The 14,475-nt window shown below is 51.5% G+C and carries 17 protein-coding genes; 14 read left to right on the forward strand and 3 right to left on the reverse strand.

Annotated elements, in window-relative coordinates:
* Positions 1–1,346 precede the first annotated feature (1,346 nt).
* The 12 genes from BMX50_RS18715 to BMX50_RS18770 all read left to right on the forward strand — a co-directional run bounded on the left by BMX50_RS18715 (position 1,347) and on the right by BMX50_RS18770 (position 9,400).
* The gene (locus BMX50_RS18715; protein ID WP_143065214.1) at positions 1,347–1,835 is read left to right on the forward strand and encodes a single-stranded DNA-binding protein; all 489 of its coding nucleotides are present in this window, start codon (positions 1,347–1,349) and stop codon (positions 1,833–1,835) included.
* A 10-nt stretch (positions 1,836–1,845) separates the two neighbouring features.
* Positions 1,846–2,298, forward strand: coding sequence for a hypothetical protein (locus BMX50_RS18720; protein WP_091212072.1), 453 nt, complete (start codon positions 1,846–1,848; stop codon positions 2,296–2,298).
* A complete protein-coding gene (locus BMX50_RS18725) occupies positions 2,295–2,966 on the forward strand; it encodes a hypothetical protein (protein WP_091212073.1) in 672 nt (223 codons plus the stop codon). Before BMX50_RS18720 ends, BMX50_RS18725 begins: the two co-directional genes overlap by 4 nt.
* Entirely contained in the window at positions 2,963–3,529 is a 567-nt protein-coding gene (locus tag BMX50_RS18730) for a hypothetical protein (RefSeq protein ID WP_091212074.1), read from the forward strand. The genes BMX50_RS18725 and BMX50_RS18730 overlap by 4 nt, the downstream gene beginning before the upstream one ends.
* Before the next feature lie 17 nt (positions 3,530–3,546).
* Positions 3,547–3,765, forward strand: coding sequence for a PRTRC system protein C (locus BMX50_RS18735; protein WP_091212075.1), 219 nt, complete (start codon positions 3,547–3,549; stop codon positions 3,763–3,765).
* 55 nt (positions 3,766–3,820) lie between these two features.
* On the forward strand, positions 3,821–4,918 hold the full coding sequence (locus BMX50_RS18740; RefSeq protein WP_091212076.1) for a hypothetical protein: 1,098 nt from the start codon (positions 3,821–3,823) through the stop codon (positions 4,916–4,918).
* On the forward strand, positions 4,899–5,639 hold the full coding sequence (locus BMX50_RS18745; RefSeq protein ID WP_091212077.1) for a hypothetical protein: 741 nt from the start codon (positions 4,899–4,901) through the stop codon (positions 5,637–5,639). Before BMX50_RS18740 ends, BMX50_RS18745 begins: the two co-directional genes overlap by 20 nt.
* Positions 5,636–6,457, forward strand: coding sequence for a PRTRC system ThiF family protein (locus BMX50_RS18750; RefSeq protein WP_091212078.1), 822 nt, complete (start codon positions 5,636–5,638; stop codon positions 6,455–6,457). Before BMX50_RS18745 ends, BMX50_RS18750 begins: the two co-directional genes overlap by 4 nt.
* Before the next feature lie 10 nt (positions 6,458–6,467).
* A complete protein-coding gene (locus BMX50_RS18755) occupies positions 6,468–6,680 on the forward strand; it encodes a hypothetical protein (protein ID WP_091212079.1) in 213 nt (70 codons plus the stop codon).
* Complete coding sequence (locus tag BMX50_RS18760) at positions 6,677–7,129, forward strand: macro domain-containing protein (protein WP_091212080.1); 453 nt, start codon at positions 6,677–6,679, stop codon at positions 7,127–7,129. Before BMX50_RS18755 ends, BMX50_RS18760 begins: the two co-directional genes overlap by 4 nt.
* A gap of 14 nt (positions 7,130–7,143) precedes the next feature.
* Positions 7,144–8,340 (forward strand): hypothetical protein, encoded by a 1,197-nt coding sequence (locus tag BMX50_RS18765; protein WP_091212081.1) that lies wholly within the window; start codon positions 7,144–7,146, stop codon positions 8,338–8,340.
* Between the two features lie 418 nt (positions 8,341–8,758).
* On the forward strand, positions 8,759–9,400 hold the full coding sequence (locus BMX50_RS18770) for an HAD family hydrolase (protein ID WP_091212589.1): 642 nt from the start codon (positions 8,759–8,761) through the stop codon (positions 9,398–9,400).
* Between the two features lie 87 nt (positions 9,401–9,487).
* Here BMX50_RS18770 and BMX50_RS18775 read toward each other — a convergent pair whose 3' ends face one another.
* Together BMX50_RS18775 and BMX50_RS18780 are read right to left on the reverse strand one after the other, a co-directional pair.
* On the reverse strand, positions 9,488–9,841 hold the full coding sequence (locus BMX50_RS18775) for a hypothetical protein (protein ID WP_091212082.1): 354 nt from the start codon (positions 9,839–9,841) through the stop codon (positions 9,488–9,490).
* A 347-nt stretch (positions 9,842–10,188) separates the two neighbouring features.
* Positions 10,189–10,386: a hypothetical protein gene (locus BMX50_RS18780; protein WP_091212083.1), complete on the reverse strand. Its 198-nt coding sequence runs from the start codon at positions 10,384–10,386 to the stop codon at positions 10,189–10,191.
* 212 nt (positions 10,387–10,598) lie between these two features.
* Between BMX50_RS18780 and BMX50_RS18785 the strand changes: the two genes are divergently transcribed.
* Both BMX50_RS18785 and BMX50_RS18790 read left to right on the forward strand, forming a co-directional pair.
* Complete coding sequence (locus BMX50_RS18785; RefSeq protein ID WP_091212084.1) at positions 10,599–12,635, forward strand: alpha-amylase family glycosyl hydrolase; 2,037 nt, start codon at positions 10,599–10,601, stop codon at positions 12,633–12,635.
* A 60-nt stretch (positions 12,636–12,695) separates the two neighbouring features.
* A complete protein-coding gene (locus BMX50_RS18790; RefSeq protein WP_091212085.1) occupies positions 12,696–13,310 on the forward strand; it encodes a DNA/RNA non-specific endonuclease in 615 nt (204 codons plus the stop codon).
* Between the two features lie 81 nt (positions 13,311–13,391).
* Here the strand turns inward: BMX50_RS18790 and BMX50_RS18795 are convergent, their stop codons facing one another.
* Positions 13,392–14,288 (reverse strand): hypothetical protein, encoded by an 897-nt coding sequence (locus BMX50_RS18795; RefSeq protein WP_143065215.1) that lies wholly within the window; start codon positions 14,286–14,288, stop codon positions 13,392–13,394.
* Positions 14,289–14,475: the final 187 nt, after the last annotated feature.

Here is a 14,475-nt window from a genome sequence, read left to right on the forward strand (position 1 = left end):
ATATTGGATTGCTGGTTCAGGTTGAGAGCTATTTGCTATTCATTAGGCTCTATTTTATTTGATTTTTGATTAACACATCGAATTATAAACAAATATTATGTCGTGTTTTAAGATTGGATCACCGAAATACGGATGGTTCTTGTGGCGCTCATTGCCGAATTTGCCGTCCTGATAGTTTCATCAATTATTATTTCCAGTTCTTCGAAATAATGCTTCGAATCCAGAATCGGGCTTTAATAGCGAGTAATTTGATCTACGATTAAACCATAATTTTCTGGTTTTTTTCGGCAAAGGCCGGTTTACCATAAGAATAAACCGGTCTATCTTATTTGTTAGCTGAATGTGAAATAATTGCTTCAAGCGGCGGCGGTTTTCAACAGAACGCCTAGCATGGAGAAGAAAGATAATGTGTGTTTAATGGATACGAATGGTGGAAACAGGTATAGAGCAGGCATCAATGGTCCGGCTTTTTTTGTGTGCCTCCAGGTTAATCGGTTCTCTAATCTATATGAAGTGGTCACCGGTAAAGACAACGCGTAATTGCCTAGTAAGTTTTTCCTCAGGTTGTGGCGTATCTCCACGCCCCGCTCAATTCCAAAGGTTGTCGCTCAGGCTGTAACCCCGCCGGAAAGTTAATGCTGTTTCGTTTGGATTAACGATGTATACTAAGGGTATCAGAATTCGGATTGGGCCCTCGTTTTTTGCGTCCCTTTATCCAGTAGTGTCCTTAAATAATGCCGTTGCCTCCGGCCCGCGCTATCCATTACAATCTTTTTGCAAAAGGATTTTCATTGCTATCCCTAACGGTGCCATGGCCTGCTGCCGCATCGCCGTCCCGGTCCGCCCGCTTGCTTCGCTACTGCGCCGTTTCGCTACCCTTCACCTGCTCCGTTACTACGCGCTCCGCTGCCCCGGACTTGCTCCGCCGCAGAAGGCTGACCGCGCGAAAAGCCTGCCGTTCTTGTTTTTGGGGTTAAGGCAGGCCATTCGCTTTTCCCGCTTGGCTGGTATTTGATGTGGTGACCGGTTTGAAAGTCTAAATCCTGGCCCTGCCCTGCGGGTGCTTCGGCCGGTACAAAAACCGGCAGGCAGTCAGGATTTCAACTTTCCTTAATTAAACAGGGATTACCTTCAGGTCTTGTCGGGAAATATTCCAGCCCACCGCCTTTTTTCAATTGCATCTTTTGTTTAATGAGCTTCATTTAGCCTTTGCCGAGGCAAATTTACACCTCCCCGGCGGTCAAGGCCAAGCAAGTGCCACCTAAAAAATCTCCACACCTCCGCTGCGCTCCGGGTAGTATTTTTTAAGTGGCAGCCTTGGCCCGCCAGCCCCACGCACAAGTTTATTGCCTCTATCAAAGGCCAAACGAGGTTCCGCCGAATGGCCTTACAGAACAGGGTATTCACAAAAACAAATGCGTATGCTATTTACAGGGTGTATTACCGCCGATGCGGCGGTCAGGGAAATCGGAGGGACGAGGAAAGTCACCGGTTTCACCGTTGCCATTAATGACCATTTTAAGGACAGGGAGGGCGCTAAAAAGACCCTTACCACTTTCATAGAATGTTCCTACTGGGTTAATCACGGCCTTGCGGCCTACCTTACCAGGGGGGTGGTTGTCGAGATTTTCGGTCGTGTCGAGGCCAAAGCGTGGCTCGACAGCGAGAACAAGCCCAAGCCTTACCTCGCCTGTACCGTGAAAGATGTCCGCCTTTGCGGAACAGGCGGCAACGCCCGGCAGGAAAAGCCGGGTGTTGCCGCCTTGCAAGGCGCAGCAGCTAATGAAGCGGCATCTGGTGCAGCTTCCACAAATGATGACGACCTCCCATTTTAATCCCCAAGCCATGAACGTAACGACAGATTTTAAATTTCAGAGCTTGCTTACCTTGAAGAACGACAGCCTTTCCGGCCCGATCTCCCCCTTGCTTTTTGCCAAAGATATGGCCGCAGCCGGGGAGTTTAAGTTCAACCGCCTTGCGCGCGTCTGGTTTACCGATGAACGCATCAATCAACGCCGGGAAGACGGCGGCCTCACCGGGTTCGACAGCCTTATCATCGGCATGGTCTGCGATAATGATGTCTGGCTGAGCCTGTGGGTGGATATGGGTGTCGGCGGCCTGCCCATCGCAATGGCCTGCCAGTCCGATGGCGAGGTCATCATGACCCCGGCTTACCCCGCCGAACACTTTGAACGAAAACTGGGCGAAAACGAGGTTGATGATATCTTCTCTTTTCTTTTTCAACATATCGAAGTTATAGCCATCAAACAAGAAACTGACCAAACACCGGAACCATGAGAACAATTATCATCCATATTTACCCTTTGCAGGAGCTCGGCGAAGCCGCAAAGTCAGAAGCCATCAATCATTTTCGTGACATCAATGTACATTTCGATTGGTATGAGCCCATTTACCTTGATTTTATTGCCATTTGCGAAACCATCGGCCTGACCGTAAAAAGCGGTGATATCGGTTTCAGCGGCTTTTACACACAGGGCAGCGGAAGCGCTTTTAGTGCTGAAGCCGACCTGCCCGGCCTCATAGACGGTATTAGGGCAGAAGCATGGAAAAGCTATGCCCCCAAACTCGAACTGGCCTTTGCGCCGCTTCGCATTGACCGCAGGGTGATGGCGCTCATCCGCCGGGGGCAACTTCAACCCGAAGCAAGTGTTTTACAGCCACGCCGGGGGCTGTCCGCCCGCGCCTACCTCGACTATGGCCTGCCCAACCATAAGGCCTATGAACGTATCGCCGGGGAACTGAGGAGGCTCGAAGATTGGCTGAAGTCCGTTGCAGACTGTATTAACCAATTCCTGTACCGTTCCCTTGAACGGGAATTTGAATACCAAACGACTGATGAGGCGATAGCCGAATCCATCACCGCAAACAGTTACCATTTTACCATCGACGGCATTTTCGCCGGGAATATCAAAGCATTGACAGCACAAAACGAGGAGCAACCATGAAAACAGATTTTTTTAGCCACATCGCCGGAATGGAATGCCCCGGCCAGTGGAGCATCACCATCCATACGGATGCCAAAGGGAATTTTACCGTATCGACACTTTTTAAACTGGATGCATGCGGCGACACCGCGCAAAAGCATATCCTGCCCTTTACCGCCACCGGCAGGGCACAGGATTTCGACGAGGGCTACTTTGCAGCCATTGAAAAACCCGTAAAGGAAACCGCAGGCTTGCTGCATAACATGGAAGACTATATGAAAAGCCTGTCCAAAGCGAAAGAGCAGTCGAAAATGGTGCAGGACAACAAAACAAAAAGCAAAAATAAGCCGGAGGGCGGCAAAGAGGGTGTCGCAGCCTCCGATGCCGCCGGTGAGGAAGCCAAACGGAAAGCCTATACCGAAGCGATCCGCAAAGTGGTCGACCTCGACGCCCTCTGCAAATACGACGAGGCACTCGAAATGATGCCGACAGCCGAAGAGTACCCGGACAGGGAAGCGGAAATAGCGAAACGAAAGGCCGAACTCGAACGCAGGAAACAACAGAAAGCAAACCTATTATTCTGACACTTTAATTGAAGACGATGTTAAGCAGCAGCATTTTACCAAGGGTATTTATCCATAAGGAAAACGGGCAGGAACTCACACTGACCGACCCGAACCCAGCGTTCAGCCCCGAGGCGGTCATGAACTTTTATGCACCCACATACCCCATACTCACCAACGCCAGGCTGACCGGCCCGGAAATAAAAAAAGATACCATCCAGTACCGTTTTGAAAGTACCATGGGGACGAAAGGATAAGTATGGAAACGAAAAAAATCAAACGAGTAATCAACATTAACCCCAAAAGCAGCCAATGGAGAGTTTATCAGTCATTCGGAAATTTTATAAAAAGGTTGGACGAAACACCCGATGCGGCAGCCGTACAGGCCAACCCGCCGCGGAGCGCACCGCAGGGAATGTCCGCCATGGTTTTCTGAAACACCGTTTCCTGTCCTTTACAGGCTATAACCTCCCCAACAGGGACAAAAGCGAAGCGGAGTTTTTCAGGTCGGTCAAAAACCTTTGCGACCTCTACGGCCTGACAGAGCCGGATGTATCCGGCTTGCCCTTTCCCGAAAATATCAGCGCCGCCCATGCTGAACTGTCGGAAAAGTTACAGGAAGCCAGAGGTTTTGGCTGCTACATCATGGAGGATGAAAAACGCCGGGCATCACTGACGACCGCCAAGCGCTATGATACGGGTTATAACCTGTACTATATCCCGGTGAGGCCGATGGCAAGGATAGGGGAAAAGCCTGAACTCAAACCACTTTACAACATGATGGCAATGCTGCTTGCCTACCTTTTGCAGGTGACCAAAGTCAGTTATTACCGGGACTATGGCTACGTCAGTTCCTGTTACGAATCCATCGAGGAGTGGATTAACGAAGAGGAGGGAGGGGACGATGGCTACCACGGGGCGCAAATAGCCGAACTGGCCGAAATGAAAAGCTTCGGCGACAGCTTCCTGCATGTCCTGAAAAAGCCTTTTCACAAGGCTGATTTTGAACGTGCCATTGCTGCTTACCGGAAAAGCGCCTGCTGCGAAGCCCGTCCGCTCGAAGTGGCGATGGAGTTTCAGAAACTCATCAATGACTATCCAAAAAGGTCGCTTTATGACAGCATCCCGGCAGGTTACTATGGTTTTAATGAGTTTGGTGTCATTGATGCTGACCAGTACCTCTCCTTTTACTGGGGAGGCTCGGACGAACTGAACGAAGTGTTTTTCGATATGGTCAACAACGATTTACAGGAAAGCGGGGAACAGGTCGAACCCGTCTCCCTCCAATGGTTTGATAAGCCGCAGGAAGCGGAAAAGCACCGCTTCGATTTTGAGCCGAGGCTTTTTCCACTGCTGATTGAACTGAATAATTATCTCTACGAATACGATTATGCAAAGAAACATCACTAACAGCATCAGCCATACTTACACCCCCGTCAAAGCGATGCTGATCTACAGCAAAAGCAACAACGAACAGCGTGATTACGATGACACGGACGAAGTGTACGTGGAAAGTTATGACATCGGCAGCAATGGCAGGCCGGTCAATGCACACCCGCTGTCCCTCCGGGAATGTTACCTGTTCGGCGAAATGCTCCGCAGTACGCAGCGTTCACAGAACCGCTTCCTCAAATGCCGGGGTATCCTGCCGCCGAACCTGCTGTACGTCGACATGGAAAGGGAGGGCTTTGCCATATGGCATACGCCGCCAATGGAGCGGAAATTATATTTCGTCGAAAACCTCGGCATCCCCTCCGTGCCTGTCAAAATCCCGGCCATGCTTTGGAAAGGGGGCAGGGGGACATTATCGGTATTCGCCCTCAAAGGTAACCGCAAACCCTTGCTGAACGCTCGCCTGTACCATGCGCCCTACTTCAATATGTACGGCGAGGGCAGGGTATGCATGGGAACGGTAGACCTCAAAATTCAGGCGGACACCTGCCTCGAGGATTTTATACGGCTGTGGGAAGACTATTTCTTCAACAGCTATTTCAGCCATACCATCGACGGCGGCAGCAACACCGGGAAAAACATCGTTCAGCTCTGGCAGGAGCAGGCGGCCACCGGGCAGAAGTTCCCGGAAGAATATTTAATACCTACAGGCACAACTTTACAACAGGTCATCCGATGAAAAAGAAAAAAAATACCCCGAAAATACCTGTCCACATCGTGGACAACGAACTGTTACAACCCCGCAACCCCGTCACCGTTAACCTCATCGGGGCGGGCGGCACAGGCAGCCACGTACTGACCGCACTGGCAAGGCTCAACTTTATGCTTAATGAACTCGGCCATCCCGGCCTTTCCGTCCGGCTGTTCGATGACGACCTCATCGAGCGGAACAACAGGCTGCGCATGCTCTTTACCTCGGAGGAAACAGGTTTCTACAAAGCGGCGGTACTCACCGACCGGATCAACCGGGCATTCGGTACGAACTGGAAAGCCGTCACGGAACGTTATAATTATGAGATCATCAAAGCCAACCCCGGACTGGAAATGGCGACCATCACCATCACCTGCGTCGATTCGGTGGAGGCAAGGTTTCAGGTAGCCCATATCCTGAAAGACAGCCGGGAGCATTCCGCTCACGTCAGGAACAGCCCCCGGTACTGGCTCGACTTCGGGAACAGCAGCAGCAGCGGGCAGGTCATCATAGCCACCGTCGGGGAGATCAAACAGCCGGAATCCCAAAAGTTTGCCTTAAGGGGTTCGCTGCCGATGGTCACCGACGAGTTTCCCGACCTGTTGAAAGCAGGTGAACAGAAAGACCGGAAACACAATTGTTCCACGGCGGCCGCCCTCGAAGAACAGGACCTGTTCGTCAATGCCAGTATCGCCTATCCCGGTGTCGAGATACTCAAAAAGATGTTCCGCGAGGGGATGCTTTTCGAACGCGGATTTTTCTATAACCTGAAGGAATACAAAATGCAGCCCCTGAAAGTGGCTTAACAAAAAGGATATGCACATCATCGATTTACACGGAAAGAAAATTACGGTGGTCAACCTGCAGCTGGCCATCCTGCAGGCCGATGACTATCGCCACTACCAGTTGGGCGGCACGGCATATGCCGAATTCAACCGTAAACAGGAGGCATACTGGGAGGATTTTTACATTAAATTGCTGTTACTTGAAAACGAACTGAATCATAATAAACAAAAACCTGCACCATGATCATGTACCTAAAAGGAAATCTGCTGGAAGACGAGGCCGAAGCGCTTGTAAACACCGTCAATTGTGTCGGCGTGATGGGTAAGGGCATCGCCCTCGCGTTCAGACATGCCTTCCCCGATAATTATCTCCTGTACCGCGCGGCCTGCGTAGCAGGCGAGTTGCAGGTTGGGAAACTTTGGGTTGTCTCAGATTTCAACCTGATCTGCGGGCAGAAGGTCATTATCAATTTGCCCACCAAAAAACACTGGCGCAACCCCTCGCAATATGGCTGGGTGGAAGCGGGCTTGCAGGCATTGGCCGGATACCTCCAATCGAACCCGGTCGGGAGCCTGGCGATGCCGGCCCCGGGCTGCGGGAACGGGGGACTGGCGTGGTCAAAGGTGAAACCCTTGGTCGAAAGGTACCTGTCGGGGCTTGATATGGAAATCCGGGTTTATGAACCGGAATGAACGGGAGGCGATTCATGGTAAAGATCAAGGAAGGATATGTCATGTCGGCATCCGAGAAAGGCGAATTTGAAAGGCAGGATGCCCTGCCCCGAAGGACATCGGGGAAAGTGGATTATTATTTCAAACCGGAAACCAAGTACCCTGCGCGAATTTATGCGTTCATGCAGGCGGAACTGTGGTGCGACCGGAACAGAAGGCCTATGGGCTTATACCATGCCTTTCCTTTTTTGTCGAGGCCGATGAACAGGGAGGAACTGGAATATCACCATTTCAACTGGCGCCTGTGCTACCACCAGTATGAACGCTGGGACAAACTGCTCGTTGCGGAAGAGCGGGAAGCGGCGGAACTGGATAAGGAAGTGCCCGGCTCCGGCACGGAATTCCTTAAAAAACGGCGTTCGTTCCGCGACCTGTATCAGCTAAAAGGCCCTGAACCGCAACAGGCCGCCATGCCCCCGACTGAGCCCGTCGGGACAACTGTGCCGAAGCCCGCTGAGGCGGCGCACCCGCCCACAGTCATCGACCTTGATGGCAACGAGGATGAAGTTTTGGGGCGGATAGTCGCCTGCCATCACATTTTTTCTGCAGGTGCCATCAGCGAAGCGATGAAGCGGGAGCAACAGGGCGCGAACCGCAAGGTGATCTTGCTTGCCCTGCGTTTCCGCTACAGGCAGGCCGCTGGAGAAATTGACAGCCATAAAATGCCGGATGCCGGAGCGCTGCGCAAAAGGGCGGCGGCTGCCCTCGCCTGTACCAGGTGCAATTTCGTGAGACGTGTTTTTCAACATAACCCCTTGTTCGCCCCCGCAGAGATACGGCGGCGTTACCCCGGCTATGACGAAAGCATGCTGATCGCCGACACCAGGCCCAGGGCGAAAAAAGAACGGCGCAGGAAACATAAACCCGTTACTGACCTTCGGCGCTGCCAGCTGCAAAAACTCGCTTCACTGCTGCGGAACGGAAACCTTTCCCCCGCGGAGTATGATAAGACCTGCCACCGCATCGCGCTGCTGCAGCAGGCTCATGAAGAACGCAGCCCCATCCGCCTCTGTGTGAAACTCGAAGGCGAAACCAGCGAATATAGTTTTCACTGGAGGACCAGGGAAAATGTGATCAAATCTTTCGTCAGCCTCGCCAACAGCACCGGGATGACCCATGAATGTTTAGGCGGCCATTCCCGGGACATGGGCAGTTCTTCCTGTAGCTTTTGAAGACCTCCCTTCGGTACCCGGATCCCCGGGGCAGGTCGGGGGCTTAGTGTACCGGGATGTATTGTCCTTACCCCGGGCCTTACTCAAACGTTTGCGTAGAAATATCCTCTTGGAGAAAGTATTCTTATTTTGTTTAATTGTATATTTGATAATGATCGTTGGATAGTGTTGCCAGTATGATAATAAAAATAGCTTTTTTTCATGAAAGTTTTTTTGTTTTGCTGGTATGCTGTTTGGATGTTTTGGATCAAACAGGTCTTCGCGGCAGGCCCTCAGGATCTTTAGTTTTTTAAATGATGGTTGGTTAGCGTTCCGGATTGGTTACCGGAGCGCTTTATTTCAACTCATTCCGCAGGGTGGCCGGGAACGGCCGCCGGGGAAAAATTGCCGTCACGCTTCCGATAAATATTTCATACTTATGATAAATGACTACAATGCCAGGCTGGAAAAGCTGACAGCTCTGAGCAGCCCCTTTAAAGCTTATCTGTACGATTGCGACGGCACACTGGCCGACAACATGGCCGCGCACAAAGAAAGTTATATGCGCGTTGCCTGGGACCAGGGTTACGAGATGGACGGGGCCATCGTGGATGAGCTTGCCGGCCTCCCGGTTTTGCGCGTTGTCGAGGAAATCAACCGGAGATACGGTACCGGTTTCGATCCTGCCGTTTTCAGCGAACAGAAATACAGGCTTTTCCTCGACGAATATATCGACCGGACACTGCCCGTACCTCATGTGGTGGACCATCTGAAGGAACATGCAGGGCGGGTGAAGATCGGCGTGGTGTCCGGCAGCAGCAGGGCCGCGGTCGAACGCACCCTGCAGGTGCTCGGCTTATCCTCCTTCATCGATGTTTGTGTATGCGCCGGGGAAACGGCCTTCGGCAAACCTCACCCGCATCCCTTTTTGACTGCCGCCGCTTACCTCGGCGTGAAACCATCAGAATGCCTCGTATTCGAGGATGGCGAAGCCGGGGTGGAAGCGGCAAAGGCCGCAGGCATGAGCTGGGTGAGGATTGACCAGCTTGATGAACCGCAACTTAGCAACCCGGCGGCCTGATCTTTTGAAGTGTTCTCCATCTAAATACCCCTGTCACAATGTAAAGGAAGCCGCGCGGATCGTGCGGCTTTATCGATTTGATAAATATTAAATGCTACCTATATGCCATTGATCTCTGTATTTTATAACTCGGGAGAGGGCGGCTTTTTTCAATGTAAATCCGATTTCGCCGAACTGGAAGTCGCCGAGAAATTCCTGCAATCCAGGCTCTTTGTATATGACGGCTACCGCTTCGACTTCATGCTGGAAGACGGTAAGAAACTGTTGAAAGGAAAACCCCTGGAAAATACGCCCAAATACTTCAGGGACAGCATGCTCTTCGCCATCGATATCCCTTACCGAACCTACAAGCTTGGGATTTGAGTAAGGGAACAGTTTGTCAGGAGCTTGATTTTTCTGGTCGCAGTATCCATAAAAAAAACCATGCTTTAAAAGAAGCATGGCCTTGATGTTAGTTATTTAATACCCCTATTAAGATAACCTGATCATAATACGATTTAAAAGGGTAAATGGTTTTGTTTGCCGACCTCAAAAAACACAAAAAAAGCCCGGCTCGATGGCGGGCTTACGGTAGATGCAGGGCTGTATCGGGGTATTAAATTTTTTCAGCGGGAGTCGGACAAAGATAATTTATTAAGTCCATAGCCCATCAGGAAAACCAATGAGAATTTGTTAAAAATGCAGGGGTAATTTTGAAGGTTTGAGAATTTAGGGGAGAAAAAGGGGGATTTTAAACGGAAATCCGGACCGTAGCGGTAAAGCCTGAAAAAGCAGGGCTAAATGCCGTCTCAGACTTCGCCCGCTGCCGACATGACCGCGGCGATCAGCTCTTTTTTCATTTCCATCCGCCGGCAAAGGTGGTTCTGCCATTGCTCCCCTTTTTTGATGAAATTATAGATCGTATTGCACATTTTGATGCTGAGGCCATCGCTTTTCCGGTCGACGATGTTGAAGTAATAAACGCGGTTCTGGTAGTTTGCTTCCATTCGAATGTCGAGGCGACAAAGCTAAGGAATTCCGGAGAGATACGAACTTAAATTCTATTGCGATTATCTCAAAAATCAGCGGAATAAACTATATAGTTTTAAAACCTGTAGTTGTAATCTGCGTCTTCAATGAAATATTGCTAAATGTTTTGCAAGTAATTGTAATACAGTATTTTGTGTTTATTTTTAGGCCTAACCTAAACTCAGGCCGTATGGAAACAGCAATTTTTACGCTCAGATCTGCAAACTTTGTACTATGGCGGCTCACAGCAACGCTGCCACCCCCGGTTTTGATCATCGGGAGGTTCGTACCCGGTACACCGGATACCTTTGAAGAGATCCTGAGAGCGGATTTCAGGTTGCTTGCCCCGTTTAGCGATCTCTGGGTAGTACCCCTTTCCTCGCTGGACCTCCCCGGCAACGGCCATTACCATTACTGGTACGAAGTGGAGGATTCATCACCTGCTGCTTTAGGCAGGGTCGCCATTACTGATCCGCTCGCCTATACCGTCGACTGGAGGATCAGCAAAGGAGATTATGCGGCATCAGTTATCCTGGTAAAGGACGACCTGCTTTTGCCCTGTGACGCAGGCGGGGAAATTTTACGCTTACCGGACTACAGCGGCCTTGCTGAATTGCCGCCCAACAACCAGCTGGTGATCTATGAGCTCCCCACCACGTGGACAAGGATCAGGTCATCGGGCGAGCGCGAAGTGGCCACAGGGAGCTTTCGGGATGTCATCGCGCTGGTAGACCCGGCTATCACCGGCTCAGAGGCATTGGCCTTGCCGGTAAACGGCATCGGTCAGTCCTACCTGGCGGACCTCGGCGTGAACGCCATCGAACTCCTGCCGCCTGCCGACACGACCTATGACCGGCAGTGGGGATACGGCACAACGAATTTCTTCGCGCCGGATTTTGAATTGGGTTTCCCAAATGAGTATTCCTGGCCCGTTGCGTCACGGGATTTCGCCGCACTCGTGGCGGCTTGTCATAACGCGGGGATGCGGTTCATCGTCGACGTCGTAATGGCCTTCGCCCAGAAAAACGCCTACCTGCGGGCGGCGACGAGCGATTTCTTTATCCTGGATCCCTCCAAAGAACCCAATGACCCGGATGCGCATAATTCAAGGGGCAGCGGCCTCAGGGACGGTTTCGGCAGCTCCCTGTTCCGATACGCACGTTTCGTCAACGGTTATGACCCGGTAACAGGAGGCGCGGGCAATTATTCACCGGCACGTCAGCTCCTTAAATTGAACGCAGTACGCTGGGTGAAAGACTTTAATATTGACGGCTTCCGCCTTGATAGCGTGGAAAATGTGGCCAGCTGGGATTTCGTGAGGGAGTTCCGCGAAACGGCACGCCTCGCGTCGAAGGAACGTTTTGACGCTTCCGGGCAAACGGCGGCTGCGGAATCCCGCTTTCTCGTTGTTGGCGAGGAACTGAGCGAGCCATCCGGCCTGATCACCACCGGGCGGCTCGACGGCCTCTGGCATGAGAAGTTTAAAAGCTATATCCGGTACGCTATTCTCGGGCAGCATGCGGACGACGAGCCCAGCTTCGAGTGGACGGTGCGGAAGCTCATCGATTGCAGGTACCTCGGTTATACGGACGGCGCGCAGGTTATTCTCTATGTTACTTCCCATGATGTGGAGGGTTACCGCAACGAGCGCCTGTTTAATTTCCTGAACAATAATGGCGTCGCCGATACGAAAAACAGGATTAAACTGGCGTTCGCCTGCCTGCTGACCGCTGTCGGTATCCCCATGATCCTGGCCGGTGAAGAGTTTGCCGACCAGCATGACCTGTTCGATGCAGCGGGGCATGTCACCCAGAACGGCGGCAAGCAGGTCGATCCGGTGAACTTCAGCCGCGCGGCGGAAGCCTGGCGGAGGGAAGTGCTCGATCATGTAAGCAGGCTGGTGCGGTTCAGGACCGGAAGCAGGGCACTCGGGTTAAATGATACCGCCTTTATCCACACGGATTTCAATAACGGCAAAAGGGTGATGGCCTGGACAAGGGGGGATGTAACTTCCGGCGATTTCGTCGTCATCGTCGCCAATTTCTCGGATTATGGAACGCCCAATGCCGGTAACACCGAAGCGGAATACCGGGTGAACAACTGGCCGGCATTGCCTGCCGGTAAACACTGGCGGGAAATTACACAGGACAGGCCTGTTCCTGCGGAGTGGGCAGGCCGGGAGCCGGTTTTCCCATGGGAAGCCAAGGTTTATACGGTCGGCGTTTAAAGGGCCCGGATTATTTGCGGGGAGGTAAGCCTTATTTAAAAAAACTAAGGAAATTGCAGCATGAAAAAATGCCTCTTATCACTGTTCTTTTGCGCAGCTTATTTCCTGGTTAATGCCCAGGTGATCCGCCATCACCATTACACGACCTATTATAACGTCTTAAAAGGGGAACCGGATTCGGTAAGCTGGGTGCTTACTCCGGAAATGACCTCCTGCGGCAGCGTCCACCGGGATGACAGTTTCGCCCGCGACCCTGATCTGCAAAACAGCACCTTATCGGACGCTTACGTAAAATCCGGTTATGACAAAGGGCACCTGTTCCCTTATGCGGATGCACAATGCGATTCTGCAGACCGTATCGAATGTTTATATATGAGCAACATGCTGCCCCAGCTGCATGCCCTGAATGCAGGGGACTGGAAAACGCTGGAAACACAGGAAAGGGAATGGGCGGCGACGCAGGAGATCAGGATCATCGCAGGTGGCTTCGGATCTATAGGCACGTTGCCCTCCGGCGTCAACATCCCTGAGTCCTGCTGGAAAGCGATCTATGTCGACCATCACTGGAGGGCATGGATCATGCCCAATGCAAAAACATCCAAGGGGCATCCTTACCCAACCTGGGAGGTGAAGGATATCACTCGCTTTGACCAGATCACCGGCTTGAAACTGTAAACCGGAAGGATAATAAAAACAAAGGCAGGACATGAGGAACCATGCCTGCCTTCTTAAAAAGGAATTAATGGACTTATGCGGTCACTTGTTTTCACCGGCCTCTGCACGGGTATCGTTCCGGGAAAACAGCGAGATCCCGATAGCCAGGCCTACCCAGGGGCGGCCCTGGTATTTCCAGTCCCTGCCCAGGCTTCCGGGGATATAGTCGGCACCGATAAAGGCACCGATCTGGAAATTATCGTAAGCGTACAGGACGCCGACATTGAAGCTGAAAGCCCCGGCACTGGTCCCGGCCGGGCTCTTGTTGCTTTTCTGGCTCAGGCTGTCCGTTCTTACATTGGAGATCCCAAATCCGCCGATATAATTGATTGACTGGGGTACTGTGCTTTCGATCTGTTTCCTCACGCCCGCCACAAAGCCGAGGTTCAGCTTTTCTTCAAAAGAGAACTGCCGCTCTTTACCGTTACCGAAACGCAATTTGATAGGCAGTGTCATTACACCCCAGGTGAAGTCTGTTTTGGGCCCGTAGTACGCGAGGCATGAACGATTGAAAACGTCCGGCTTAATAGCGAATTCCTTATAGTTCGCCCACTGGCCGATATAAACCTTGTCTTTCTCTGGCTGGTAGACATTGGATTGCCGGATGGCATCCCGCTGATAGACACGTACGCTTTTTGTTGAATCAGTCTTTGAGGAATCCTTTTTCGCTGAATCTTTATTCGGGGCATTGTACCAGCTCGTACGGTAACGCCAGAAGGTCACTTTGATATTATTGTCCTTGTCGAAACCGGTTACACTGAATTTGGTGCCTGCGCTGGCCCGGTAGGTAAGCGCCGTGACTGCTTTGTTGGAGTCGTTCACACTGTAAACGGGTATGAAGTCGGGCACAATAATATACATTTTTCCGACAATGGCTTGTCCGTAACTGCTCAAGGTTAATAGCAATAAGATGGCGGAGAGGATGAGAATTTTTCGCATGGCTGTATGTTTAAAGGGTTAAAATGAATATAGTCGTTGACGCGGCCGCTGCTCTTGTTACCGGGTGCTAGGTCTTCAGTATCCTGCGGGCAGGGGCTTTATTTTTTGACAAAGTTCCCTGGAATGCACTCTCCGGATGAGCGTCAGTTCACCCTTTTGCGGAGGGTGTTTTTACGGTAGTGGAAAA

This window comes from Mucilaginibacter gossypiicola (assembly GCF_900110105.1).
Lineage (GTDB): Bacteria > Bacteroidota > Bacteroidia > Sphingobacteriales > Sphingobacteriaceae > Mucilaginibacter > Mucilaginibacter gossypiicola.